The sequence below is a fragment of the Pseudomonas sp. NPDC077186 genome (assembly GCF_044543505.1).
GTDB lineage: Bacteria > Pseudomonadota > Gammaproteobacteria > Pseudomonadales > Pseudomonadaceae > Aquipseudomonas.
Window position 1 is genome coordinate 1 of record NZ_JBITWE010000011.1, and the last position, 25193, is coordinate 25193.

General features: G+C 67.4%; 26 protein-coding genes. 15 read left to right on the forward strand and 11 right to left on the reverse strand.

The features are described from left to right. Positions 1-282: 282 nt before the first annotated feature. The 10 genes from ACIGKL_RS24155 to ACIGKL_RS24200 all read left to right on the forward strand — a co-directional run bounded on the left by ACIGKL_RS24155 (position 283) and on the right by ACIGKL_RS24200 (position 10043). Complete coding sequence (locus ACIGKL_RS24155) at positions 283-834, forward strand: chorismate--pyruvate lyase family protein (RefSeq protein WP_397488888.1); 552 nt, start codon at positions 283-285, stop codon at positions 832-834. Between the two features lie 171 nt (positions 835-1005). Continuing rightward, positions 1006-1896: a 4-hydroxybenzoate octaprenyltransferase gene (gene ubiA / locus ACIGKL_RS24160; protein ID WP_397488889.1), complete on the forward strand. Its 891-nt coding sequence runs from the start codon at positions 1006-1008 to the stop codon at positions 1894-1896. An 84-nt stretch (positions 1897-1980) separates the two neighbouring features. Next, a complete protein-coding gene (phoB, locus tag ACIGKL_RS24165; RefSeq protein ID WP_397488890.1) occupies positions 1981-2670 on the forward strand; it encodes a phosphate regulon transcriptional regulator PhoB in 690 nt (229 codons plus the stop codon). Between the two features lie 42 nt (positions 2671-2712). Continuing rightward, the gene (phoR, locus tag ACIGKL_RS24170; RefSeq protein ID WP_397488891.1) at positions 2713-4032 is read left to right on the forward strand and encodes a phosphate regulon sensor histidine kinase PhoR; all 1320 of its coding nucleotides are present in this window, start codon (positions 2713-2715) and stop codon (positions 4030-4032) included. A gap of 72 nt (positions 4033-4104) precedes the next feature. Next, positions 4105-5445: a hemolysin family protein gene (locus tag ACIGKL_RS24175; RefSeq protein ID WP_397488892.1), complete on the forward strand. Its 1341-nt coding sequence runs from the start codon at positions 4105-4107 to the stop codon at positions 5443-5445. A gap of 1359 nt (positions 5446-6804) precedes the next feature. Continuing rightward, positions 6805-6972: a rubredoxin gene (gene rd, locus ACIGKL_RS24180; RefSeq protein ID WP_021443301.1), complete on the forward strand. Its 168-nt coding sequence runs from the start codon at positions 6805-6807 to the stop codon at positions 6970-6972. 79 nt (positions 6973-7051) lie between these two features. Further along, positions 7052-8200, forward strand: a complete 1149-nt coding sequence (locus ACIGKL_RS24185; RefSeq protein WP_397488893.1) for an NAD(P)/FAD-dependent oxidoreductase — start codon at positions 7052-7054, stop codon at positions 8198-8200. A gap of 188 nt (positions 8201-8388) precedes the next feature. After that, positions 8389-8661: an HU family DNA-binding protein gene (locus ACIGKL_RS24190; protein WP_003242571.1), complete on the forward strand. Its 273-nt coding sequence runs from the start codon at positions 8389-8391 to the stop codon at positions 8659-8661. 160 nt (positions 8662-8821) lie between these two features. Continuing rightward, the gene (locus ACIGKL_RS24195) at positions 8822-9217 is read left to right on the forward strand and encodes a helicase (RefSeq protein WP_122110061.1); all 396 of its coding nucleotides are present in this window, start codon (positions 8822-8824) and stop codon (positions 9215-9217) included. 82 nt (positions 9218-9299) lie between these two features. Next, positions 9300-10043, forward strand: a complete 744-nt coding sequence (locus ACIGKL_RS24200) for a hypothetical protein (RefSeq protein ID WP_397488894.1) — start codon at positions 9300-9302, stop codon at positions 10041-10043. A gap of 127 nt (positions 10044-10170) precedes the next feature. Here the strand turns inward: ACIGKL_RS24200 and ACIGKL_RS24205 are convergent, their stop codons facing one another. From ACIGKL_RS24205 to ACIGKL_RS24215, 3 genes are all read right to left on the reverse strand, one after another. Continuing rightward, the gene (locus ACIGKL_RS24205) at positions 10171-11577 is read right to left on the reverse strand and encodes an aminoacyl-tRNA deacylase and HDOD domain-containing protein (RefSeq protein ID WP_397488895.1); all 1407 of its coding nucleotides are present in this window, start codon (positions 11575-11577) and stop codon (positions 10171-10173) included. A gap of 92 nt (positions 11578-11669) precedes the next feature. Continuing rightward, positions 11670-13745 carry an ATP-dependent DNA helicase RecG gene (gene recG, locus ACIGKL_RS24210; RefSeq protein ID WP_397488896.1) on the reverse strand — a complete coding sequence of 692 codons (2076 nt, stop codon included), beginning with the start codon at positions 13743-13745 and terminating at the stop codon, positions 11670-11672. A gap of 9 nt (positions 13746-13754) precedes the next feature. Beyond that, on the reverse strand, positions 13755-14684 hold the full coding sequence (locus ACIGKL_RS24215) for a hydrogen peroxide-inducible genes activator (RefSeq protein ID WP_397488897.1): 930 nt from the start codon (positions 14682-14684) through the stop codon (positions 13755-13757). A 98-nt stretch (positions 14685-14782) separates the two neighbouring features. On the opposite strand from ACIGKL_RS24215, the gene ACIGKL_RS24220 reads away from it, so the two are divergent. After that, positions 14783-15640, forward strand: coding sequence for an NAD-dependent epimerase/dehydratase family protein (locus ACIGKL_RS24220; protein ID WP_397488898.1), 858 nt, complete (start codon positions 14783-14785; stop codon positions 15638-15640). A 118-nt stretch (positions 15641-15758) separates the two neighbouring features. Here the strand turns inward: ACIGKL_RS24220 and ACIGKL_RS24225 are convergent, their stop codons facing one another. The 6 genes from ACIGKL_RS24225 to ACIGKL_RS24250 form a co-directional block, all read right to left on the reverse strand. Beyond that, entirely contained in the window at positions 15759-16490 is a 732-nt protein-coding gene (locus ACIGKL_RS24225) for a hypothetical protein (RefSeq protein ID WP_397488899.1), read from the reverse strand. 57 nt (positions 16491-16547) lie between these two features. Continuing rightward, positions 16548-16928, reverse strand: a complete 381-nt coding sequence (locus ACIGKL_RS24230; protein ID WP_021446454.1) for a RidA family protein — start codon at positions 16926-16928, stop codon at positions 16548-16550. 142 nt (positions 16929-17070) lie between these two features. Then, positions 17071-19182 (reverse strand): bifunctional GTP diphosphokinase/guanosine-3',5'-bis pyrophosphate 3'-pyrophosphohydrolase, encoded by a 2112-nt coding sequence (gene spoT / locus ACIGKL_RS24235; protein ID WP_397488900.1) that lies wholly within the window; start codon positions 19180-19182, stop codon positions 17071-17073. Positions 19183-19245: 63 nt separating this feature from the next. Beyond that, complete coding sequence (gene rpoZ, locus ACIGKL_RS24240; RefSeq protein ID WP_003242550.1) at positions 19246-19509, reverse strand: DNA-directed RNA polymerase subunit omega; 264 nt, start codon at positions 19507-19509, stop codon at positions 19246-19248. Between the two features lie 130 nt (positions 19510-19639). Next, positions 19640-20260 (reverse strand): guanylate kinase, encoded by a 621-nt coding sequence (gene gmk, locus ACIGKL_RS24245; protein ID WP_397488901.1) that lies wholly within the window; start codon positions 20258-20260, stop codon positions 19640-19642. 41 nt (positions 20261-20301) lie between these two features. Further along, a complete protein-coding gene (locus ACIGKL_RS24250; protein ID WP_397488902.1) occupies positions 20302-21165 on the reverse strand; it encodes a YicC/YloC family endoribonuclease in 864 nt (287 codons plus the stop codon). Positions 21166-21305: 140 nt separating this feature from the next. Between ACIGKL_RS24250 and rph the strand changes: the two genes are divergently transcribed. Both rph and ACIGKL_RS24260 read left to right on the forward strand, forming a co-directional pair. After that, positions 21306-22025 (forward strand): ribonuclease PH, encoded by a 720-nt coding sequence (rph, locus tag ACIGKL_RS24255; protein ID WP_397488903.1) that lies wholly within the window; start codon positions 21306-21308, stop codon positions 22023-22025. Positions 22026-22052: 27 nt separating this feature from the next. Further along, positions 22053-22424, forward strand: coding sequence for a DUF4870 domain-containing protein (locus ACIGKL_RS24260; protein WP_021446449.1), 372 nt, complete (start codon positions 22053-22055; stop codon positions 22422-22424). Between the two features lie 54 nt (positions 22425-22478). Here the strand turns inward: ACIGKL_RS24260 and ACIGKL_RS24265 are convergent, their stop codons facing one another. After that, the gene (locus ACIGKL_RS24265) at positions 22479-23258 is read right to left on the reverse strand and encodes an exodeoxyribonuclease III (RefSeq protein ID WP_397488904.1); all 780 of its coding nucleotides are present in this window, start codon (positions 23256-23258) and stop codon (positions 22479-22481) included. An 81-nt stretch (positions 23259-23339) separates the two neighbouring features. Between ACIGKL_RS24265 and pyrE the strand changes: the two genes are divergently transcribed. Continuing rightward, positions 23340-23981, forward strand: coding sequence for an orotate phosphoribosyltransferase (gene pyrE, locus ACIGKL_RS24270; RefSeq protein WP_122110048.1), 642 nt, complete (start codon positions 23340-23342; stop codon positions 23979-23981). Positions 23982-24005: 24 nt separating this feature from the next. Continuing rightward, positions 24006-24596 (forward strand): DUF4124 domain-containing protein, encoded by a 591-nt coding sequence (locus ACIGKL_RS24275; protein WP_397488905.1) that lies wholly within the window; start codon positions 24006-24008, stop codon positions 24594-24596. Between the two features lie 4 nt (positions 24597-24600). Here the strand turns inward: ACIGKL_RS24275 and ACIGKL_RS24280 are convergent, their stop codons facing one another. Continuing rightward, entirely contained in the window at positions 24601-25047 is a 447-nt protein-coding gene (locus tag ACIGKL_RS24280) for an acyl-CoA thioesterase (RefSeq protein WP_397488906.1), read from the reverse strand. Positions 25048-25193 lie beyond the last annotated feature (146 nt).

Genomic DNA, 25193 nt, shown 5'->3' on the forward strand with positions numbered 1-25193 from the left:
CTCAGCAGTGAAACGACGCATCGCCGATGGTAGTGTGGGGCTTCCCCATGTGAGAGTAGGTCATCGTCAAGCTCCTATACGAAACCCCAGATCGCTAACGCGGTCTGGGGTTTCTTCTTTGCGCCGAGAAAAACGGTGGCGTGTCGGTGAGAGTCCCAGGGGCGGCCAGGTCTTTTTTACGTGGCGGAAAACCAGAGGTTGGTGACTGTTGAGACCTGGGCGGTGAGCCAGCGTCTCGCCGTGCTAGACTCGCGCGCTTTCGTTCTGTGGTGATTGTTCTTCGTGCCCCACGCCGCCCTTGCCCATCCGCCGCGCTGGCTGACCTGCGCCCAGCTGCATCCGCAGCCGGCCGCCGGGGCGCGCGACTGGCTGTTCAACCAGGACTCGCTGACCCGCCGCCTCACCGCGTTGTCGCATGACGGTTTCTCCGTCACCCCGCTGGATCAGGGCTGGCAGCGCCTGCGCAGCGACGAGTGCACCGCCCTCGGCGTCGCCGAGGGCAGTCAGGGCTGGGTGCGCGAGGTGTACCTGCGCGGCCACGGTCAGCCCTGGGTGTTCGCCCGTAGCGTGGCGGCGCGCAGCGCCCTGGAAGGCTCCGGGCTGAACCTGGCCGAGCTGGGCAGCCGTTCGCTCGGCGAGCTGCTGTTCAGCGACCGTGCCTTCGACCGCGGCGAGCTGCAGGCCTGCCGCTATCCTGCTGCCTGGCTGCCGCAAGAGGCGTGCGCCGAACGCCTGTGGGCACGGCGCTCCTGTTTTAGCCGCGGTGCACTCGGCGTGCTGGTGGCCGAAGTCTTTCTGCCGGCCTTCTGGCTGGCGGCCGGGATCGAAATCTGAACGGCCCTGTGGGAGGGGCTAACGGCTCGGGCATCCTGCTTCGCTCTATCTCCTGCATCCATGCAGTCGCAGCCGTCACCGTCGCCGCTAAAGCGCCTCCCACCGCTCCCCGTTGCCATCCGCGATCCTGTTCCCCCGTATAATCCGCGCAACCTGCCCGGAGACGCTTCGATGTACACCCGCCTGCTGCAATCGACCAATCGCCTGCACCCACGCGCCTGGGACTTCATCCAGCTGATGCGCCTGGACAAGCCGATCGGCATCTACCTGTTGCTGTGGCCGACGCTGTGGGCGCTGTGGGTCGCCGCCGAAGGCGTGCCTAGCGCGAAGAACCTGTTCGTCTTCGTCGTCGGCGTGATCCTGATGCGCGCCGCCGGCTGCGTGATCAACGATTACGCCGACCGTAACTTCGACGGCCACGTCGCCCGCACCAAGGCGCGGCCGCTGGCCAGCGGCAAGATCCAGCCGCGCGAGGCGCTGATCCTGTTCGCCGTGCTGGTGGCGCTGAGCTTCGGCCTGGTGCTGCTGACCAACGCCGCGACCATCTGGCTGTCGTTCGGCGGCCTGGCCCTGGCGGCCTGCTACCCCTTTATGAAGCGCTACACCTTCTACCCCCAGGTGGTGCTCGGCGCGGCCTTCTCCTGGGGCATGCCGATGGCCTTTACCGCCGAGACCGGCAGCCTGCCGCCCGAGGCCTGGCTGCTGTACATCGCCAACCTGCTGTGGACCGTGGCCTACGACACCTACTACGCCATGGCCGACCGCGAGGACGACCTGAAGATCGGGGTGAAATCCACCGCCATCCTGTTCGGCGACGCCGACCGTCTGATCATCGCCAGCCTGCAGGGCCTGGCGCTGTTCTGCCTGCTGCTGGCCGGCGCACGTTTCGAGCTGGGGCTCTGCTTCCACGTCGGCCTGCTGGTCGCCGCCGCCTGCTTCGCCTGGGAGTACCACGCCACGCGCAACCGCAAGCCGATGGCCTGCTTCAACGCCTTCCTGCACAACCACTGGGCCGGGCTGGCGATCTTCGCCGGCATCGTGCTGGACTACGCCTGGCGCTGAGGCGTGCCGCGCGCCTGTCATATCGCTGCAATAATTTCGTTATCTAATGCGGCGCAGACAGATGAACGAACCGAGGCGGGACCCATGGTTGGCAAGAACATCCTGATCGTCGACGACGAAGCACCGATCCGCGAGATGATCGCGGTGGCCCTGGAGATGGCCGGCTACGAGTGCCTGGAGGCTTCGAGCTCCCAGCAGGCCCATGCCGTCATCGTCGACCGCAAACCCGACCTGATCCTGCTCGACTGGATGCTGCCCGGCACCAGCGGCATCGAGCTGGCCCGCCGCCTCAAGCGCGACGAGCTGACCTGCGACATCCCGATCATCATGCTCACCGCCAAAGGCGAAGAGGACAACAAGATCCAGGGCCTGGAGGTCGGCGCCGACGACTACATCACCAAGCCCTTCTCCCCGCGCGAGCTGGTCGCGCGGCTCAAGGCCGTGCTGCGCCGCGCCGGGCCCAGCGACAGCGAGGCGCCGATCGAGGTCGGCGGCTTGCTGCTCGACCCCATCAGCCACCGCGTCACCATCGACGGCAAGCCGGCCGAGATGGGCCCCACCGAATACCGCCTGCTGCAGTTCTTCATGACCCACCAGGAGCGGGCCTATACCCGCGGCCAACTGCTCGATCAGGTCTGGGGCGGCAACGTCTATGTCGAGGAACGCACCGTCGACGTGCATATCCGCCGCCTGCGCAAGGCCCTCGGCGATGCCTACGAAAACCTGGTACAAACCGTACGCGGCACCGGGTATCGTTTCTCCACCAAAGGTTGATCGCTGGCGCGGCGCTTCTGCGCACTCGCTCTGCTGACAAGGATGCGCTCCATCGTGAACCAAGACTGGCGTGGCGCTGTGGTGCGTCGCCTGCTGCTGCTGATCGGCGCCTGCCTGCTGCTGGGCCTGGTCACCGGCGAATATGCCTGGGCCCTGGCCGCCGGCCTGGCCGTCCACCTGGGCTGGACCCTCAGCCAGCTGCTGCGCCTGCACAAGTGGCTGCGCGAGCACAAGCCCGACGAGCCGCCGCCGGACGGCTACGGCCTGTGGGGCGAGGTGTTCGACAGCATCTATCACCTGCAGCGGCGCAACGAGAAGGCGCGCGGCCGTCTGCAGGCGGTGATCGACCGCGTGCAGGAGTCCACCGCGGCGCTCAAGGACGCGGTGGTGATGCTCGACAGCCAGGGCAACCTGGAGTGGTGGAACCGCGCCGCCGAGACCCTGCTGGGCCTGAAGACGCCGCAGGACAGCGGCCAGCCCATCGCCAACCTGGTGCGCGATCCGCGTTTCAAGGACTACTTCGAGCGCGGCAACTACGCCGAGGCGCTGGAGATCCCCTCGCCGGTCAACGACCGTCGCCGCCTGCAGTTCCATATCACCCGCTACGGCAACCGCGAGCACTTGCTGCTGGTGCGCGACGTCACCCGCCTGCATCAGCTGGAGCAGATGCGCAAGGACTTCGTCGCCAACGTCTCCCACGAGCTGCGCACGCCGCTGACGGTGATCGCCGGCTACCTGGAGACCCTGCTGGACAACGTCGAGGCGGTCAATCCACGCTGGCTGCGGGCACTGCAGCAGATGCAGCAGCAGGGCGCGCGGATGCAGACGCTGCTCAACGACCTGCTCTTGTTGGCCAAGCTGGAGGCCACCGACTACCCCTCGGACAACCAGCCGGTGGCGGTCGACCTGCTGCTGCTGTCGATCAAGAACGACGCCCAGGCGCTGTCCGGCGAGCAGCACCATCGCATCAGCCTGGAAGCCGACCCGCACCTCAAGCTCAAGGGCAGCGAGGCCGAGTTGCGCAGCGCCTTCTCCAACCTGGTGTTCAATGCGGTGAAGTACACCCCGGCCGGCGGCGAGATCCGCATCCGCTGGCAGGGCGACGAGCAGGGTGCGCATCTGGCGGTGGCCGACAGCGGCATGGGCATCGAGGCCAAGCACCTGCCGCGCCTGACCGAGCGCTTCTACCGGGTCGACTCCAGCCGCGCCAGCAACACCGGCGGCACCGGCCTCGGCCTGGCCATCGTCAAGCACGTGCTGCTGCGCCATCGCGGCAACCTGGAGATCCACAGCGTGCCGGGCAAGGGCAGTACCTTCACCTGCCATTTCGCCCCGGCGCAGGTGGTGCAGCGCGTCCGCTGAGGCCGCCTAGGCTCTTGCAAAGCGCCGCGCCAGCCCCCACCCTCTAGCGGTCATTAGCCAACCCGAATCCCCATGGACCCTTCCACGAGCCTCTCCGTTTCCACCTACTTCGCCGACTTCGGCCTCGTCCTGTTCGCCCTGTTTCTGGTTCTGCTCAACGGCTTCTTCGTCGCCGCCGAGTTCGCCATCGTCCGCCTGCGCGCCACCAAGGTCGACGCCCTGGCCGAGGCCCACGGCTGGCGCGGGCATATCCTGCGCACCGTACACAACCAGATGGACGCCTACCTGTCGGCCTGCCAGCTGGGCATCACCCTGGCCTCGCTGGGCCTGGGCTGGGTCGGCGAGCCGGCCTTCGCCCACCTGCTCGAGCCGCTGCTCGGCGCCCTGGGCGTGGAGTCGCCCAAGCTGGTGCACGGCATCGCCTTCTTCACCGCGTTCTCGATCATCTCCTACCTGCATATAGTGGTCGGCGAGCTGGCGCCCAAGTCCTGGGCGATCCGCAAGCCCGAGCTGCTCTCGCTGTGGACGGCGGCGCCGCTGTACGCCTTCTACTGGCTGATGTACCCGGCGATCTTCGTCCTCAACGCCAGCGCCAACGCCATCCTGCGCGTCGCCGGCCAGGGCGAGCCGGGGCCGCACCACGAGCATCACTACAGCCGCGACGAGCTCAAGCTGATCCTCCACTCCAGCCGCGCCAGCGCGCCCAGCGACCAGGACATGCGCGTGCTGGCCTCGGCGGTGGAGCTGGGCGAACTGGAAGTGGTGGACTGGGCCAACTCGCGCGAAGACCTGGTGTACCTGGAACTCAATGCCAGCCTCGACCAGGTGTTCGCCACCTTCCGCCGGCACAAGTACAGCCGCTACCCGATCTTCGACGAGGCCCAGGGCCAGTTCGTCGGCGTGCTGCATATCAAGGACCTGCTGCTGCAACTGTCGCTGCTGGAGATGCTGCCCTCGGCGCTCAAGCTGGGCGAACTGATGCACCCGCTGGAGCGGGTCGGCCGGCATATGCCGCTGTCGCAGCTGCTCGAGCAGTTCCGCCAGGGCGGCGCGCACTTCGCCCTAGTCGAGGAGGCCGACGGCAAGGTGATCGGCTACCTGACCATGGAGGACGTGCTCGAGGCGCTGGTCGGCGATATCCAGGACGAGCACCGCAAGGCCGAGCGCGGCATCCTCGCCTACCAGCCGGGCAAGCTGCTGGTGCGCGGCGACACGCCGCTGGCCAAGGTCGAGCGCCTGCTCGGCGTCGACCTCGACCATATCGAGGCCGAGACCCTGGCCGGGCTGATCTACGACTTCCTCAAGCGCATGCCCGAGGAGGAAGAGGTGCTGGAAACCGACGGCCTGCGCATCATCGTCAAGAAGATGAAGGGGCCCAAGGTGGTGCTGGCCAAGGTGCTCAAGCTCGACTGACGCTGCGCCGATGCCGCGCAAGGCCGGGCGGCAGCGGCGCAGCAGCAGGGCCAGGGTCACGGCGTACAGGCCGATCACCGTCAGGCCCACCCAGTGGATCTCGAACGGGGTGAACTTGAAGGCCAGCACCAAGGCGCCGAGCAGGGCGAAGTGGCAGGCCAGGAAGCGTCCGCGGCCCAGGCGTTGCACGCTGAGGCCGAGGTTGTCGCTGTACAGGCGCACCAGCGAATCCACCGAGTTGATCACGAAGATCACCCCCACGGCGAGCATCGCCAGCTTCCACAGCGGGGCGATGGCGATGTTCTCGGCGAAATGGTGGTGCAGCACGGCGAACCAGATCGCCAGCGGAATCGACGGGATGATCAGCAACGCCAGCAGCAGCTGGTAGGTCTTCAGGCCGCCGACGAAGCGCGAGACGAACTGGCCGATCATGATGCTCCAGGCGAACCACCAGAACAGGTAGAAGGCATGGTAGTCGCTCAGCGGCAGGACGAAGCGCGGCAGCTCGGCAAAGTAGCCGCTGCCGATGGCCGCCGCCGCCGCGGCGAAATGCTCGGGGCCGACTCCGCCGACCAGCGCCATGGCCAGGATCAGGGCGAAGAACAGCCAGGTCGAGGCGACGCTGAGGATCTTCAGGTAGCGGATATCGGTGCTGGAGTAGATCGCCGCGAGGAGGATCGCCACCACCGTCAGGTAGTGCCAGGCCTCGCCGACCTCGGGGGCGTACCAGGCGATATTGACCAGGAACAGGTAGGCGGTGAAGGCGCAGGTGGCGACTATCACCAGGTTGTTCACCAGCTTCACCGGGCGCAGCTCGAACAGTTTGACCTTGGGTTCGATCACGCAGAAGTAGAAGGTGGTGATGAAGTACAGCAGCCAGACCAGAAAGCCCCAGAAGCCGAAGGCCACCGCCAGCGGGTTGGAGAACTGGTAGGGCGCCTCGCTGGCGTACACCGGGAATTCGGTGAGCGGGAAGATGATCAGGCCCATGTCCAGGCCCGAAGTGAAGAGGATGGCGAGGAAGGTGAACAGCCCCACCGGCTCGCTGCCGGTGCAGCGCAGTCGGCCCCAGCGCAGCAGCACCCAGAGGGTCAGCGCGAGGAGGGCGAGGATCGCCGCGGAGAGAATCAAGTTCATCGGTGCGTGGCCTCGTGTTTCTTGTTGGAATCGCCCGGTTTGCCCCGGGAGGCCCTGGATACTGCGACAACCCCGGCCCGCGGACATATCCGAGGGCGTCACGTTGCGCACCGATTACCGCCATGCGGCGCCCCAACCTCTGTCTGGAGAGGGCGCCGCGCGCTTGGCTGGCGAACCCTATCTGGAGTAGGGTCGGTGTGAGCGGGCGTGGAGGAGAGGGCGATGCGCAAGTGGCAATGCGTGGTCTGCGGTTTCATCTATGACGAGGCCGAGGGCCTGCCCGAGGAGGGCATCGACCCCGGCACGGCCTGGGAGGACATCCCCGCCGACTGGGTATGCCCGGACTGCGGCGTGGGCAAGGCGGATTTCGAGATGATCGAAGTCTCCTGAGCGGCCCGGTTTCTTTCACTGGATCAATGGCGACGGCCCGCGGGCCGTCGCGTCGTATGCGAAGCGAGGAGTTGTGAACATGAGTGCACCCGTGGTGATAGTCGGCACCGGCCTGGCCGGCTACAACCTGGCCAAGGAATGGCGCAAGCTCGATACGCAGACGCCGCTGCTGCTGATCACCGCCGACGACGGGCGTTCCTACTCCAAGCCGATGCTGTCCACCGGCTTCGGCAAGAACAAGGACGCCGACGGCCTGGCCATGGCCGAGGTGGGCGCCATGGCCGAACAGCTCAAGGCCGAGATCCGCACCCACACCCGCATCACCGGCATCGACCCGGGGCACCAGCGCCTGTGGATCGGCGAAGAAACCGTGGCCTATCGCGACCTGGTGCTGGCCTGGGGCGCCGAGCCGATTCGCGTGCCGGTGGAAGGCGACGCGCAGGACGCCATCTACCCGATCAACGACCTGGAGGACTACGCGCGCTTTCGCGCGGCGGCGGCCGGCAAGCACCGCGTGCTGCTGCTCGGCGCCGGCCTGATCGGCTGCGAGTTCGCCAACGACCTCAGCGCCGGCGGCTACCAGGTCGAGTTGGTGGCGCCCTGCGAGCAGGTCATGCCCGGCCTGCTACACCCGGCCGCGGCGGCGGCGGTGCAGGCCGGCCTGGAAGGCCTCGGCGCGCGTTTCCACCTCGGCCCGGTGCTGGCCAGCCTCAACCACAAGGGCGCGGCGCTGCAGGCGCTGTTGTCCGACGGCAGCCTGATCGACTGCGATCTGGCGGTGTCCGCCGTCGGCCTGCGCCCGCGCATCGAACTGGCCGCCGCCGCCGGCCTGGCGGTGGGCCGCGGGGTGCAGGTCGACCGCCAGTTGCAGAGCTCCCACGCCCACATCTATGCCCTCGGCGATTGCGCCGAGGTGGACGGCCTCAACCTGCTCTACGTGATGCCGCTGATGGCCTGCGCCCGCGCCCTGGCCAAGACCCTGGCCGGCGAGCCGACGGCGGTCAGCTATGGGCCGATGCCGGTGACGGTGAAGACCCCGGTGTGCCCGCTGGTGGTGTCGCCGCCGCCGCGCGGCAGCCAGGGCGAGTGGACGGTGGAAGGTGCCGGCGGCGATATCAAGGCGCTGTGCCGCGACGCCGCGGGCAGCCTGCTGGGCTACGCCCTGACCGGCGCGGCCGTGCAGGAGAAACTGGCGCTGAACCGGGAGCTGCCGGCGCTGTTGGCATGATTGCCGGCCGTTCTGTCGGATACGCCACGAAAATGCCCGGCCAAAGTGTCGGACGAGACTGGCGCAGTGCGGTGCGGCATGCCATTCTCCCTGGGGTCTGCCGCAGCGCAGAGCTGTTGCGGCGCCTTGGGCGCTGTTCTGGAAGGACAGCACGGACACAACAACAAAAAACCGTCAAAGAGGCATCTATGCGTAAACCGGAACTCGCCGCCGCCATCGCCGAAAAGGCTGATCTGACCAAGGATCAGGCCAATCGTGTACTCAACGCCGTACTGGAAGAAATCACCGGTGCACTGAACCGCAAGGACAGTGTGACTCTGGTGGGCTTCGGTACCTTCGTCCAGCGCCACCGTGGCGCCCGCACCGGGAAGAACCCGCAAACCGGTCAGCCGGTCAAGATCAAGGCCAGCAACACCGTTGCCTTCAAACCGGGCAAGTCCCTGAAAGACGCGGTCAACTGAGCCTGTCGCCCGGAGCCGCTCGGCTCCGGGCCTCTCCCGTCTGGGTGCGTACGACGCAGCCGGCGCCTTCAGCGTCCCCACCGTGCTTTTGGCAGGCTGTAGTCCTGCAAGAAAACCACTACAATGCGCGGCCATCATCTTCGATCATTGGGGCCCGTGCATGAAATTCCGTTTTCTCCTGTGGATGCTGGGCCGCCTCATGGCCAAGGCCAGTCGCGACAACCCGGCGTTTCGTCAGCAGCTCGAAGGCCGCGATATGGTGTTCCAGCTGCATACCCTGGACGGCAAGGTGGCGCGCCACTTCATCGTCGCGGGCCAGCGCATCAGCAGCAAGCGCGGCCCGGCCAGTCAGCCCGCTTTCGCCATCGGCTTCAAGGATGCCGCCTATGGTTTCGCCACCATGACCGCGAAGAACAAGCAGCTGGCCTTCATGCAGGGCATCCAGAACAAGGACATCCAGATCCAGGGCAACCCGGCGCTGGTGATGTGGTTCCAGGGGCTGACCAAGCACCTGACACCGAAGAAGAAGGTCGATTCGGCGAAAAAGGCCGCCTGATCCCCAGTTGCGCGCGCCGTCGCTGGTCGGCGCGCCGCGCTTTGGTTAGGCTGCCCGGCAAGTCCCAGTGGAAAGCCTGGCCATGCGTCTGATCGTCCTGCCCCTCCTGCTGTTGGCGGCCGCCTCGCTGCGGGCCGAGCCGGCCTCTCCCCACGCGCTGTTGCCGTTGTTCGAACTGGCCGGTATCCATCTGCTCTGCGAGCAGAGCGCGCCCTTGCTGCAACGCGGCCAGGAGCCGGCCGAGCAGCAGCGCCTGGGGCAGCTGTTCGCCGGCCCGGCGCTGTGCCTGGAGCTGGCCAAGCGGGTCAGCGCCCAGCTCGATGCCGCGCAGCTGGCGCAGGCCCGCGAGCGCCTCGACAGCCCGCTGGCGCGGCGTTTCACCGCCGCCGAACGGGCGGTCGGCGAGCAGCCGCAGGGCCTGGTCGAGTATCGCCAGCGCCTGGCCGCGCAGCCGCCGCGCGGTGTGCGCCTGGAGCTGGTCAAGCGTCTGGATGCGGCGGCGCACACCACGGTGCTGGCCAGCCTGCTGCGTTACGAGGTGGGCAAGACCCAGGCGTTGCTGGCGCTGCGCGCGCGCGGCGAGAACCTCGACGAGGCCGAGCTGCAGGCGCAGACCCAGACCCAGGCCGCGGCCATTCGCCAGTCCAGCGCCCAGGCGGTGGAATCCTTCATGCTTTATGCCTACCGGCAGATGCCCAGCGAGCAGTTGGCCGAGTATGCCGCGCTGTACGAGCACGCCAGCGTCAACCGCCTGCTCGCCGCCAGCGTGGCGGCGGTGCCGCAACTGTTCGGCGAACGCCGCGAGCAATTGCGCCAGGCGCGCTAGGCGGCGTCGGTAGCCGCGGCAGCGTCGGGCGGAGCGCTGCGCGCTCCCCGTTGGGCTTCGCTGCGCTCAGCGCCAACCTACGCGCGCCCGTGCATGGCCCCGCGAGCAGCGCGCGGGCGGCGTCGGCTCAGTGGGGGTGCTGGAACTGCGCCGCCAGTTCGCGCAGCGCCACTTCGGCGGCCAGCACCTTGCTCACCGCGTCGTCGGCCTTTTCCCGGCTCAGGCCCAGGGCCTCGAACAGTTCATCGGGAATCTCTTCCTGCGGTCCGGCGCCGATGCCGCGGTTGCGCAGCAGGCGCACGGCCAGGCACACCAGGTTGGCGAAGGCGGCGTGATCGCCGGCGTAGCTGGGGTCGTGCTGGAAGCGCAGGGCGCAGGCCAGTTCCTCGGGCATGTCCCAGTGGCGCATCAGCCAGGCGCCGATCTGTTCGCGGGTGATGCCCAGCAGGTGCTGCTCGATATGGCTGGCCGGCAGGTGCGGGTTGACCTCCAGGTGCCGGCAGATCAGCGAGAAATGCGGCGGGAAGACGTGCGCCAGGACCAGGTAGCCGAAGTTGTGCAGCAGCCCGGCGAGGTAGGTCAGGCCCGCTTCCGGGCGCTGCGCGCGAGGCATGGCGCGGGTCAGGCCCTCGATCACCGCGGCCGTGTAGATCGCCTGCTGCCAGTAGGGCGTGGCGTGCTGCGGCTGGTCCTTGGGCAGGCTGAGGGTCTTGCCCAGGGCCAGGCCGAGCGCCAGGTTGATCACCAGGTCGAAGCCCAGCACGCGGACGATGGCGTCCTCCACCGAGCGGATCTTGCCCGGCGCGGCGTAGTAGGGAGAGGCGGCCCAGCTGACCACCTGGGCGGCCAGCGCCGGGTCGGTCTCGACCACGCCGGTGATGTCGTCCACCGTGGCGTCGGGGTCGACGCGCAGCTTGATGATCTTCTGCGCGGTCTCCGGCAGCGGCGGAATCTCGATGGTTTCCTCCAGACGCTGCTGGATGCGCCGCGCGGTGAAGGCCTGCACCGCCTGGGTGATCTCGGCGCGGTCGTCGTCGGGGCGGTCGAGGTTCGGCCTGATCGCGCTCAGCGGCTCGCCGAAGCGCGCCGCGCTGGCCTTGCTCAGCAGTGTCTTGTAAGCCTCGGTGGCAATCTCCAGCAGCACGCCGGGCTGGCCGGACTCCACCAGCAGGCTGGGTACCTGCAGCAGGCGCTCGTCGTACAGGCAGGGCGAACTGGTCAGTGGCGGCAAACCGGGCAATAGCGCCAGGCTGTGCTTGCCGAGCATGCGCTCCAGCCGTTCCGGCTTGACCGCGGTGAGTTGGCGCCCGGTGAGCTCGGCCAGGCGGCCGAGGTCGAGCAGTTGGCTGCGCGGGTAGAGCACCAGCAGCGCGCCGACCGCGTCGTCCAGCAGCACCGCCTGCAGGCGGGCGGCGGCCGGCAGGCCGGGACGCTCGGCGCAGACCCGGTAGGGCACGGCGAGCTTGTCCAGCAGCTGCAGGATCACCGCGGGCGGCTGCGGATGGGCGTTGGGGGCGAGGGCGGCTTCAGTCATTTCGGGTATCCGGCGGTGGCGCATGTGCCCCGGAGTATAACCAGCGGGCATCGGCGCGAAGGTTCGGGGCGACGGTCGCCCTGTGATTCAGTTCACACTTGACCGTATTGTTGGCCGTGACGCAACCAGCGCTCCAGCAACGGCGCGACATGCTGCGGCCAGCGCTCCAGCAGGGCGGCGGCGGCGTCGCGCACGGCCGGCAGCAGGTCGGCGTCGCGCATCAGGTCGGCGACCTTGAACTGCAGCAGACCGGTCTGGCGGGTGCCGAGCATTTCCCCCGGCCCCCTGAGTTCGAGATCCTTCTCGGCGATGACGAAACCGTCGGTGGTTTCGCGCATGATGCCTAAGCGTTCGCGGCCCAGCTGCGACAGCGGCGCGTGGTAGAGCAGCACGCAGTGGCTGGCGGCGCTGCCGCGACCGACCCGCCCGCGCAGCTGATGCAGTTGCGCCAGGCCCAATCGTTCCGGGTTCTCGATAATCATCAGGCTGGCGTTGGGCACGTCGACGCCGACCTCGATCACCGTGGTGGCGACCAGCAGCTGCAGCCGACCCAGCTTGAATTCGTCCATCACTGCGGCCTTTTCGGCCGGTTTCATGCGCCCGTGGATCAGGCCGACGCGCAGCTCGCCCAGCGCACTGGAGAGATCCTCGAAGCTGGTCTCCGCGGCCTGGCAGGTGAGCTCTTCGGATTCCTCGATCAGGGTGCACACCCAGTAGGCCTGGCGCCCCTGCTGGCAGGCGTTGCGTACCCGCTCGACCACCTCGTCGCGGCGGCTGTCGGCGATCACCAGGGTGTTGACCGGGGTGCGCCCCGGCGGCAGCTCGTCGAGGATCGAGGTGTCCAGATCGGCATAGGCGCTCATCGCCAGGGTGCGCGGGATGGGCGTGGCGGTCATGATCAGCTGGTGCGGGCAGAGGCGCCCGTCGATGCCTTTCTGCCGCAGGGCCAGGCGCTGCTGCACGCCGAAGCGGTGCTGCTCGTCGATAATCACCAGGGCCAGGCGCTTGAACCGTACTTCGTCCTGGAACAGCGCATGGGTGCCGACCACCATCGGGCAGCCAGCGGCGATCTGTTCCAGCGCGCTAGCGCGCGCCTTGCCCTTGAGCTTGCCGGCCAGCCAGGCGACGTCCAGGCCGAGCGGCGCCAGCCACTTGCTGAAGTTGAGAAAGTGCTGCTCGGCGAGAATCTCGGTCGGCGCCATCAATGCCACCTGATAGCCGGCCTCCAGCGCCTGCAGCGCGGCCAGGGCGGCGACCACCGTCTTGCCGGCGCCGACGTCGCCCTGCACCAGGCGCAGCATGGGTTCGCTTTGCGCCAGGTCGTAGGCGATCTCGGCGCCGACCCGCTGCTGCGCGCCGGTGGGGGCGAAACCGAGGTTGGCGAGGTACTGCTGCGGCAGTCTTTTCGCCGGCGGCAGCGCCGGCGCCTGCTGCGCGCGCACCTGCTCGCGCAGGCGTTGCAGCGACAGCTGGTGGGTCAGCAGCTCCTCGAAGGCCAGGCGGTGCTGCGCCCAGTGGCGACCCTCGGCGAGCTCCTCGACATCGGCGTCCGGCGGTGGCCGGTGCAGGTAGCGGATGGCATCGCTCAGCGGCGCCAGGCGGTAGTCGCGGGCCAGCTCGTCGGGCAGCCAGTCCGGCAGGCTGTGCGGGCCGAGGCGGGCCAGGGCCAGCTGGCTCAGGCTGCGCAGGCGTTGCTGGGTCAGGCCCTCGGTGGTCGGGTAGATCGGCGTCAGGCTCTGTTCCACCGGCGCCGGTTCGTCGCCGCTCTGCGCGCGGTATTCCGGGTGGTAGATCTCCAGGCCGGTGGCGCCGGGGCGTACTTCGCCGTAGCAGCGCAGCGCGGTGCCGCGCTTGAGGCCGTCGCGCTGCGCCTGGCTGAAGTGGAAGAAACGCAGGCTCAGCGTGCCGCTGCCGTCCTGCAGGCGCACCAGCAGGCTGCGGCGGCGGCCCATGACCACGTCGGCGCCGGCCACCACGCCTTCGACCACCGCATCCTGCCCGGGGCGCAGCGCGCCGATGGGAGTGATACGGGTACGATCCTGGTAGCGCAACGGCAGGTGGAACAGCACGTCCTGCAGGTTTTCCAGGCCGACCTTGGCCAGTTTCTCGGCCAGCGCCGCACCCACGCCCTTGAGCGCGGTGACGGAAACCGTCGCCAACTCGGTCATGCGGCGACCTCAGGCGCTCTTGGCCTGCGGGCTGCGGGCGACCGAGCAGAGGCGGATGGAATCGGCCAGCACCTCGATGGCGTTGGGTCGCGGGAAGCTGGCGCGCCAGGCGATGGCCACGGTGCGAAACGGCACCGGCGCGCTGAGCGGGCGCACCTCGATCACGCCCGGCGCGTAGTGATGGCTGTCGACCGCGGAGAACGGCAGGATCGACACGCCGAGGCCGGAGGCGACCATATGGCGGATGGTTTCCAGCGAGCTGGATTCCACCGTGGTGTGCTTGCCGTGGTCGTCGCCGCCCTTGCGCAGGGTCGGGCAGGCCTCCAGCACCTGGTCGCGGAAGCAGTGGCCCTCGCCGAGCAGCAGCAGGCTCTTGTCGTTGAGCAGCTTGGTGTCGATGGTGTCCATCGCCGCCCAGGGGTGGCCGGCCGGCAGCAGGGCGTAGAACGGCTCGTCATACAGCGGCTTGGTCAGCACATCGGCTTCCTGGAACGGCAGGGCGATGATGATGGCGTCCAGCTCGCCGGTGCGCAGCTTGTCGCGCAGGATATGGGTGAAGTTTTCCTCGATATACAGCGGCATGTCCGGGGCGACCCGGTGCAGCTGCGGAATCAGGTGGGGGAACAGGTAGGGGCCGACGGTGTAGATGGCGCCTATCTTCAGCGGCGCGGCCAGCTGGTTCTTGCCGGCCTGGGCCAGTTCGCGGATGCCCTGGGCCTGCTCCAGCACCTTCTGCGCCTGGGTGACTATGCCCTCGCCGACCGGGGTCAGGCGCACGGCGCTCTTGCTGCGCTCGAAGATCAGCACGCCGAGCTCGTCCTCCAGCTTCTTCACCCCCACCGACAGGGTCGGCTGGCTGACGTGGCAACGCTCGGCGGCGCGGCCGAAGTGCTGTTCCTGGGCGAGGGTGACGATATAGCGCAGTTCGGTGAGGGTCATAGTGTTTATCCATTAAGTTGCCGACAAGCATAGCCTTTGCATTGAGATGAACCAACCGGGCTACACTGCGCCTTCGCACAAATCTCAGGGAGAACAGCATGTCCGCATGCAACAGCCTGCTGATCGCCGGGTGCGGCGACGTCGGCACCCGTCTCGGCCTGCGCCTGGCCACCGCCGGTTGGCGGGTGCACGGCCTGCGCCGTACGGTGGCGCAGTTGCCCGCCGCCATCGCGCCGGTGGCCGGCGATCTGCACGCCGACGCCTGCCCGGCGGCCTGGCCGCAGGGCGAGCTGGATTACCTGGTGTATTGCGCGGCGGCCAGCCAGCACGACGAGGCCGGCTACCGCGCCGCCTATGTCGACGGCCTGCGCCACGTGCTGGCCTGGCTGGCGCAGCAGGGCCAGCGCCCGCGGCGCATCCTGTTCGCCTCCAGCAGCGGGGTGTACGGGCAGCAGCAGGGCGAGTGGATCGACGAGGATTCGCCGGCCGAGGCGCAGAGCTATTCGGCGCGGATCATGCGCGAGGCCGAGCAACTGGCGCTGGGCAGCGGCCTGCCGGCCAGCGTGGTGCGCCTGACCGGCCTCTACGGCCCTGGCCGCGAGTGGCTGCTGAGCCAGGTGCGCGGCGGTTATCGGGTCAGCGAGGAGCCGCCGCTGTACGCCAATCGCATCCATGTCGAGGATGCCGCTGGGTTGCTGGCTGCGCTGCTGCAGGCCGATGCCGCGGGTGTGCCCTTGGCCGACTGCTACCTGGGCGTCGACGACGAGCCGGCGCCGCTGCATGAGGTGGTGGCCTGGCTGCGCGGGCAACTGGGCGTCAGCCACTGGAGCGACGAGCAGCGCGTGCGCCGCGCCGGCAGCAAGCGCTGCAGCAACGCCCGCGCCCGCGCGCTGGGCTGGGCGCCGCAGTACCCGAGCTACCGCGAGGGCTATGCGGCGATCCTGGCGGGTCAATAGCGCACAGTGGTCAAGAGTCAGTAGCCCGGATGCAATCCGGGAATCGCCTGCCGCCATAGTCCCGGCTTGTATCCGGGCTACGGGAGGCATCCTTGCGGCGGCAGAGGCTGGCGTGCGGCTAGCGCCGCCTGAGCAGCCAACGTTGCGGGCCGGGTTGGTACTCGGGCATCTCGTCGAACTGGGCGCGGTTGTGCGCCTCGAAGATGCGCAGCTGGTCGCCCTCGTGGACGAACAGCCAGGGGCTGCCCTGGTCGCCCGCCTGCAGCCACAGGCTGTCGTGTTCGCCGCTCATGGCCGCGCAGTCGCCGGCCAGGCACAGGGCGAAGCGTTCGGCGCCGGGCAGGCCCTGCACCTGGCCGTCGCTGATGAAGCGCACCAGGCCGCCTTGGCCGAGGCCTTCGGCGATCAGCCAGTCGCCGCCGAGGTAGTCGCGGTACAGCGCCTGCTCGAAGCTGCTGCCCAGCGGCGCGCCATTGCCCTGGCCGGCACTGCGGGCGAAGCGCTGCTCCGGCCAGTAGCCGCTGGCCACCTGGGTCAGCTGGCCGTCCTGCAGGCTCAGCTGCTCCTGGTAGTCGCCGTAGAAGGTCACCTGCCAGCGCCCGTCGCCGGCCGCCTGCAGGCGCCCTTCGGCCAGTTCGAAACCGTTGCTGTAGCTGGCCTGCTGGCGCTCGGGGTCGATCTGCCATTCCAGGTTCGGCCCGTAGGCCAGCAGCGCCTCGCGCAGGCGGCCGCTTTCGCGCGCAGCGTCGATGGCCGCCTGGTTGATCCAGGTGCCGCTCGGGTCGTTGCTCGGGGTGCCGGCGCAGCCGACCAGCAGGGCGCTGCACAGCAGCAGGGAAAGCAGGCGCATGGCGGTCTCCATGCCGGGCGGGAAGAGAGGGCGGGGCAGCGGGCCCCGCCGCAGGACTTACTCGAGAACCAGAATAGCGTCCATTTCCACCTGCGCGCCGCGCGGCAGGGCGGCCACGCCGATGGCGGCGCGGGCCGGGTAGGGCTGCTCGAAGTAGCGGCCCATGACTTCGTTGACCTTGGCGAAGTGGGAGAGGTCGGTGAGGAAGATGTTCAGCTTGACGATGTCCTTGAACGAGCCGCCGGCGGCTTCGGCCACCGCCTTGAGGTTCTCGAACACCTGCACGGTCTGCGCCTCGAAGCCTTCGACCAGCTCCATGCTGACCGGATCCAGCGGGATCTGTCCGGACATGTAGAGGGTGTTGCCGGCCTTGATCGCCTGGGAGTAGGTGCCGATGGCGGCCGGGGCCTTGTCGCTGGTGATGACGGTCTTGCTCATGAATCGCTCCTTGGAAAAGGCAGCTCCAAGCCATGGGCCTCGAGCTGCAAGTAAAGGCGGCTGTCAGGCTACAACCTGCAAATGGCAGGCTCAAGAAACCGGCTGCTGCTTGTCGCTTGCAGCTTGAAATTTGTCGTTGGCGCTAGGCGCGTACCCGGGTGATACGCATCACGCCCTTGATCGCGCGCAGCTTCTTGATCACCCGGGCCAGGTGCACGCGGTCATGCACGCTGACCACCAGTTGCACCACGCTGATGCGGCCGTCGCGTTCGTCCATGCTGATCTTCTCGATGTTGCCGTCGGCGGCATTGACGCTGCTGGCCAACAGGGCGATCAGGCCGCGCTGGTGCTCCAGCTCGACGCGCAGTTCGACGTTGAACTCGCCGGTGACATCCTTGGCCCAGTTGAGCTGGATGCATTTCTCCGGGTTGTGGCGGATATCGACGATGTTGCGGCAGCTTTCCATGTGCACCACCATGCCTTTGCCGGCCGACAGGTGGCCGACGATGGGATCGCCTGGGATCGGTGTGCAGCACTTGGCGTAGCTCAGCACCAGGCCCTCGGTGCCGCGAATGGCCAGCGGCCCCTCGCTGCTCGGCAGCGTCTCGTCGCCACTCTCGGCCAGCAGGCGGCGGGCCACCACGTAGGCCATGCGGTTGCCCAGGCCGATGTCTTCGAGCAGGTCTTCGATGACGTCCTGACGGTATTCGCCCAACACCGCCTGTACGCGTTCGGCGGAGATCTTCTCCAGGTGCGTATCGAAGCTGGCCAGCACCTTGTTCAGCAGGCGCTCGCCGAGGCTGATCGATTCCGAGCGGCGCTGTTGCTTGAGGGCGTGGCGGATATGGGTGCGCGCCTTGCCGGTGACCACGAAGTTGAGCCAGGCCGGATTCGGCCGGGCGCCCGGCGCGGTGACGATTTCCACCGTCGAGCCGCTCTCCAGCGCCTGCGACAGCGGCGCCAGGCGGCGGTTGATGCGGCAGGCGATGCAGGTGTTGCCGACGTCGGTGTGCACCGCGTAGGCGAAGTCGACCGCGGTGGAGCCCTTCGGCAGCTCCATGATGCGGCCCTTGGGGGTGAACACGTAGACCTCGTCGGGGAACAGGTCGATCTTCACGCTCTCGATAAATTCCAGCGAGTTGCCGGCGCGCTGCTGCAGCTCCAGCACGCCCTTGACCCACTGCCGCGCGCGGGCATGGTTGCCCTTGGGCGTTTCGTCCTCGTTGGACTTGTACAGCCAGTGCGCGGCGATGCCGTTGTTGGCCATCTCCTCCATCTCGCGGGTGCGGATCTGGATCTCGATGGGCACGCCGTGCATGCCGAACAGCGTGGTGTGCAGCGACTGGTAGCCGTTGGCCTTGGGAATCGCGATGTAGTCCTTGAAGCGGCCGGGCAGGGGCTTGTACAGGTTGTGCACGGCGCCGAGCACGCGGTAGCAGGTGTCGACCTTGTCGACGATGATGCGGAAGGCGTAGACGTCCATGATCTCGTTGAACGCCCGGCGCTTGCCGCGCATCTTCTGGTAGATGCTGTAGAGGTGCTTCTCGCGGCCGAGCACCTCGCCCTCCATGCCTTCGCGCTGCAGGCAGGCCTTGATCGACTCCTCGATCTTGTTGACGATTTCCTTGCGGTTGCCCCGAGCGCGGCGCACGGCGGCGCGGATGCGCTCGGAGCGCATCGGGTGCATGGCCTTGAAGCCCAGATCCTCGAATTCCACGCGCATGGCGTGCATGCCCAGGCGGTTGGCGATGGGCGCGTAGATTTCCAGGGTTTCCTTGGCGATGCGCCGGCTCTTCTCGTGCGGCATGGCATCGAGGGTGCGCATGTTGTGCAGGCGGTCGGCGAGCTTGACCAGGATCACGCGGATATCGCGGGCCATGGCCATGGCCATCTTCTGGAAGTTCTCGGCCTGCGCCTCGGCCTTGGTCTCGAAGTTCATCTGGGTCAGCTTGCTGACCCCGTCGACCAGTTCGGCCACGGTCTCGCCGAACTGCGCGTTGAGCGCTTCCTTGGCGATGCCGGTGTCTTCGATGACGTCGTGCAGCATGGCGGCCATCAGGCTCTGATGGTCCATGTGCATGTCGGCGAGGATGCTGGCCACGGCCAGCGGGTGGGTCACGTAGGCTTCGCCGCTGCGGCGGCGTTGGCCATCGTGCGCCTGTTCGGCGTAGAAGTAGGCGCGGCGGACCAGGTTGACCTGGTCGTGGCCGAGGTAGGCCGAAAGTCGGTCGGCGAGAGCGTCTATACCAGCCATGGGATGCTCCCTTGCTGACTGGTTTGGCTATGCGCCGCGCGACTTCGACCCGGCTTCATCGGCTTACAGAGGCTCGTTGGCCTCTTCCTCGAAGGCGGCGAACAGCGGTTCTTCTTCGACAATGTCTTCCTGGGCGACCACCTCGTAGTCCACCAGGCCGGCGGCGATTTCGCGCAGAGCGACGACGGTGGGCTTGTCGTTTTCCCAGGCCACTTTCGGCTCTTTGCCGCCGGTGGCCAGCTGGCGCGAACGCTTGGTCGCGAGCATGACCAGTTCGAAGCGGTTATCAACGTTGTCCAGGCAATCTTCGACGGTAACGCGAGCCATGGTGTTCCTCGTAACTTGTGCGGATAGGCTTGGCCCGAGCGGGCGAGCGGACTGAATAGTCTAAAAAATCACCAGCGACAATGGAAGCGCTGATTTTCTGCGGCGCCGCTCTCAGGCGGCGCGTGCCGGGTCAGGCCAGCAACTCGCTGAGCAGGCCGGCGTGGCGCTGCTGCTGGGTTTCCTGGCGCAATTGGTTGCTGCGGAAAATCGCCTTGAGGTCGCTCAGGGCGTGGGCGAAATCGTCGTTGATCACCAGATAGTCGTACTCGACGTAGTGGCTCATCTCGCTGACCGCCTCGCGCATGCGCCGCTCGATGATCTCGCCGCTGTCCTGGCCACGGTTGGTCAGGCGGTGGCGCAGCGCTTCCTGGGTCGGCGGCAGGATGAAGATGGATTTCGCCTGCGGCATCAGCCGGCGCACCTGCTGCGCGCCCTGCCAGTCGATTTCCAGGATCAGGTCGAAGCCCGCGGCCAGGGTCTGCTCGACCCAGCGCTGCGAGGTGCCGTAGAGGTTGTCGAAGACCTGGGCATGCTCGAGGAACTCGCTGCGCTCGAGCATGGCGTTGAACTGGTCGTGGTCGACGAAGTGGTAGTTGACTCCGTCCTGTTCGCCCGGACGCATGGCGCGGGTGGTGTGCGACACCGACACGCGAATCTGCGCCTCGCTGTCGATCAGCGCCTTGACCAGGCTGGTCTTGCCGGCGCCTGAGGGCGCGGAAACGATATAGAGGGTGCCGGTGGTGACGGTCATGGATGCTTCCCGGAAAACGTTATGCGAAGCCTAGCAGCGGCTTACTCGATGTTCTGTACCTGTTCGCGCATCTGCTCGATCAGGACTTTCAAATTGACCGCGGCCTGGGTGCTGCGCGTATCGAAGGCCTTGGAGCCTAGGGTGTTGGCCTCGCGGTTGAGCTCCTGCATCAGGAAGTCCAGGCGCCGGCCGGCGGCGCCGCCGGCCTTGAGCACCCGGCGCACCTCGCTGACGTGGGTGCTCAGGCGATCCAGTTCCTCGGCGACGTCGCTCTTCTGCGCCAGCAGCACCAGTTCCTGCTCCAGGCGTTGCGGATCGAGTTCTGCCTGCAGCTCGGCGAAGCGCGTCTCGATCTTCGTACGCTGGCCGGCGAGCATCTGCGGCACCAGCTCGCGCAGGGCGGCGACTTCTTCGAGGATGCTATCCAGGCGATCATTGAGCAGCTTGGCCAGTTCGCCGCCTTCACGGGCGCGGCCGGCCTTGAGCTCGCCCAGCGCCTGGTCGAACAGCGCCAGGGCGGCGGCATTCAGCGCCTGCGGGTCGGCGGCGTCGGCCACCAGCACGCCGGGCCAGCCCAGCACCTCCAGCGGGTTGAGCGGCGCCGGTTGCTGGATCAGCGCGGCCACCTGCTCGGCGGCGGCGATCAGTTGGCGGGCGCGCTCGCCGTCGACCTGCAGCGGCTTGCCGGCATTTTCCTCGGCGAAGCGCAGGGTGCATTCCACCTTGCCGCGCGACAGACCCTGGCGCAGGGCCTCGCGCACCGCGCCTTCGAGGTCGCGGAAGGCGTCCGGCAGGCGCAGGTGCGGTTCCAGGTAACGGTGGTTGACCGAGCGCAGCTCCCAGCTCAGGGTGCCGTGCGCGGTTGCCTGCTCGCAGCGGGCGAAGGCCGTCATGCTGTGAACCATGGGGTACCTCTCGGAAAGTCGGCTCGAAAGGCGGGCGATTGTAGCGCAGTGCGTCGGCCCTACCCAATTCGACATGTCGCCGGCGCCACCGGGCCCCTATAATGCGGGCAGATTTCACTCAAGAAGTAGGTATTGTCCCGATGAAACGTCCCAGTGGCCGCGCCGCCGATCAGTTGCGCTCGATTCGCATCACCCGCAACTACACCAAGCACGCCGAGGGTTCGGTACTGGTGGAGTTCGGCGACACCAAGGTGATCTGCACGGTCAGCGTCGAGTCCGGCGTGCCGCGTTTCCTCAAGGGCCAGGGCCAGGGCTGGCTGACCGCCGAGTACGGCATGCTGCCGCGCGCCACCGGCGAGCGTAACCAGCGCGAAGCCAGCCGCGGCAAGCAGGGCGGGCGCACCCTGGAGATCCAGCGCCTGATCGGCCGTTCGCTGCGCGCCGCGCTGGACATGAGCAAGCTGGGCGAGAACACCCTGTACGTCGACTGCGACGTGATCCAGGCCGACGGCGGCACCCGCACCGCCTCGATCACCGGCGCCATGGTCGCCCTGATCGACGCGCTGAAGGTGCTGAAGAAGCGCGGTGCACTCAAGGGCGAGCCGCTCAAGCAGATGATCGCCGCGGTGTCGGTGGGCATCTACCAGGGCCAGCCGGTGCTCGATCTGGACTACCTGGAAGACTCCGCCGCCGAGACCGACCTCAACGTGGTGATGACCAATGCCGGCGGCTTCATCGAGGTGCAGGGCACCGCCGAAGGCGCGCCGTTCCAGCCGCATGAGTTCAACGCCATGCTGGCGCTGGCGCAGAAGGGCATGAACGAGCTGTTCGAACTGCAGCAGGCGGCGCTGGCCGACTGACCTTTTCCCCGAGCAAGGAGCACCACCATGAGCGACGACGCGCAAACCCCGATTCCGACGCCCAGCCAGGAAGCCCGTCAGTGGGCGATGTTCTGCCACTTCGCCGCCTTTCTCGGCCTGGTGTTCCCTTTCGGCAACCTGCTCGGCCCGCTGATCGTCTGGCAGATCAAGAAGGACCTCGATCCCTTCGTCGATGCCCAGGGCAAGGAGGCGCTGAACTTTCAGATCAGCGTGGCGCTGGCGGCGGTGGTCTGCTTCATCCTGATGGTGGTGGTGATCGGTTTCCCGCTGCTGGTGCTGCTGGGCATCGCCGCGCTGGTGCTGACCATCATCGCCGGGATCAAGGCCAACGAAGGCCAGGCTTACCGCTATCCCTTCGCCTGGCGCCTGCTGAAGTAGCGACGGGCGCGCAATAAAAAGCCGGCGCGATGCCGGCTTTTTTCTAGCTGTCGATCAGACGCTGAGAATCCAGTCGTAGTCGACGATCAGCGGCGCATGCTGGGAGAAGCGCGGCTGACGCGGCAGGCGCGCGCTGCGCACGCTGCGGCGCATGCCGGGGGTGAGCAACTGATAGTCGAAGCGATAGCCCAGGTTGAGCATTTCCGCCTGCTCGCTGTCCGGCCACCAGCTGAACTGGTCGCCTTCGCGGCTGACTTCGCGCAGGGCGTCGACATAGCCCATGCTGCCGATCACCTCGTCCAGCCAGGCGCGCTCGGGCGCGAGGAAGCCCGGCGACTGCTGACAGTCGCGCCAGTTCTTCACGTCCAGCTTCTGGTGCGCCACGTGCAGCGAGCCGCAGTAGATGTACTCGCGACGCTTGCGCCGTTGCTTGTCCAGATAATGGGTGAAGTCGTCCATGAACTTGAACTTCTGGTTCAAGCTCTCGTCACCGTCCCGCCCCGATGGCAGCAGCAGGGTAGCGATACTTACCTTGTCGAAATCGGCCTGCAGGTAGCGCCCATAACGGTCGGCCATTTCAAAGCCGAGGCCGCTGATCACCGCCTTGGGTTGCAACCGCGAATAGAGTGCCACGCCACCTTGGCTGGGCACTTCACCATCGCATGCATAGAGGAAATAACCATCCAGCTGGAAAGCTTGGTCGTCCATTTCAAAGGCGGAGGCACGGGTATCCTGCAGGCAGATCACGTCGGCATTCTGGGCTTGCAGCCAGCTGAGCAATCCTCGCTCGGCCGCAGCCTGAATACCATTCACGTTCACACTGATGATCCGCATAAATGGCCCCCAAAAACACGTGCGTGTATGATACCCGAGCTCATCTCAATTAGCTAAATCCGTGCCGCCCGGGGCTTTTTCATGCAAGCGTACCAGCGCGATTTCATCCGTTTTGCCATCGAACGCGGGGTGCTGCGTTTCGGTCAGTTCACCCTCAAGTCTGGGCGCACCAGCCCCTATTTCTTCAACGCCGGGCTGTTCGACAGCGGCCTGGCGCTGGCCCAGCTGGGGCGTTTCTACGCCGCGGCCATCGTCGACAGCGGCATCGACTTCGACGTGCTGTTCGGCCCGGCCTACAAGGGCATCCCGCTGGCGGCGACCACCGCGGTGGCGCTGGCCGAGCACCACGGCCGCGACCTGCCCTGGTGCTTCAACCGCAAGGAAGCCAAGGACCACGGCGAGGGCGGCACCCTGGTCGGTGCGCCGCTCAAGGGCCGGGTGCTGATCGTCGACGACGTGATCACCGCCGGCACCGCGATCCGCGAAGTGATGCAGATCATCCAGGGCCAGGGCGCCCAGGCCGCCGGCACGCTGATCGCGCTGAACCGCCAGGAGCGCGGCCAGGGCGAGCTGTCCGCCATTCAGGAAGTCGAGCGCGACTTCGGCATGCCGGTAGTGAGCATCGTGTCACTCGAGCAGGTATTGGAATATCTGGCGGGGGATGCTGAACTGAAGCAGTATTTGCCGGCTGTGCAAGCCTATCGCGCCGAGTACGGAATCTAGTCCAGCACAAGGTATCTGCCTCTTATGCCCAAGCCGCTCCTGACCCGCTGTACGCTGCTGCTCAGCCTGCTACTGCCGTTGTCGGGGGTGGCCGCCGAGCTGTATCGCTACGTCGACGACAAGGGCGTGACGGTGCTCAGCCGCCAGGGCGTGCCGCCGGAGTTCATCGCCAAGGGCTACGAGGTGCTCAACGACCAGGGTCGGGTGCTGCGGGTGATCCCACCGGCGCCGACCGCCGAGGAGTTCGCCCGCATGCAGGCGGACAAGGCGCGCGCCAACAGCGATGCGCAGTTGCTGCGGCTGTACACCAACCTAGATGACGTCGACCGGGCCCGCGAGCGCAAACTCACCGAACTGGACGGGGTGACCAGCGTGGCGCGCGGCAACCTGCAGTCGGTGCGCACCCAGCAGGCCAACCTGCAGAGCCAGGCCGCCGACCACGAGCGCGCCGGACGGGCGGTGCCGGAGCACCTGCTGGTGCAGATCAACAACCTCAAGGACGAACAGCAGCGCTTGCTGCGCGATATCGCCCGCTATCAGGAGGCGCGCAAGAAGGCCGAGGCCGATTTTGCCGCCGACCGTGCGCGGCTGGCCGAGCTGTTCGGCGAACAGTAACGGCTCAGCGCTGCGGCGCCGTCCTCTCGAAGCCCAGAATCTTCTCCCGCAGCCAGTCCGGCATCGGCGCGCTGCTGCGCGTGGCGCCGTCGGCATGCACGTAGACGATCTCGCCGCTGGTGAGCAACTCGCCGTCGCGCCAGATGCCCAGAGCGAAGGTCAGGCTGGAGCGGCCGAGGCGGGCGGCGCGGATGCCGATCTGCAGCTGCTCGTCGAAGCGCGCCGGGGCGCGGTATTCGAGCAGGGTGCGGATGGCGAAGAAATCGCCGCCGTCTTGCGCCAGATCGGCCGGGTAGGCCACGCCGAGGGCACGGAAATACTCGGTGATGGCGACGTCGGCGTAGGTCAGGTAGTGGCCGTTGAAGACGATGCTCTGCGGATCGACCTCGGCCCAGCGCACGCGCAGGGGGTGGAAGAAGCTGAATGAGTCGCGGCGGGGCTCGTGGCTCATGGGGACTCCATAAAGAGGGGTTGGCCCGGCGTGGCAGGTGTAGGGTGGACATGCCGGAGGCTTGTCCACCGCCCTCGCCGGCCATGGTGGACAAGGCTGGCGCCATGTCCACCCTACCTCCTGCATCCCTGCAGTCGTCTCCCACG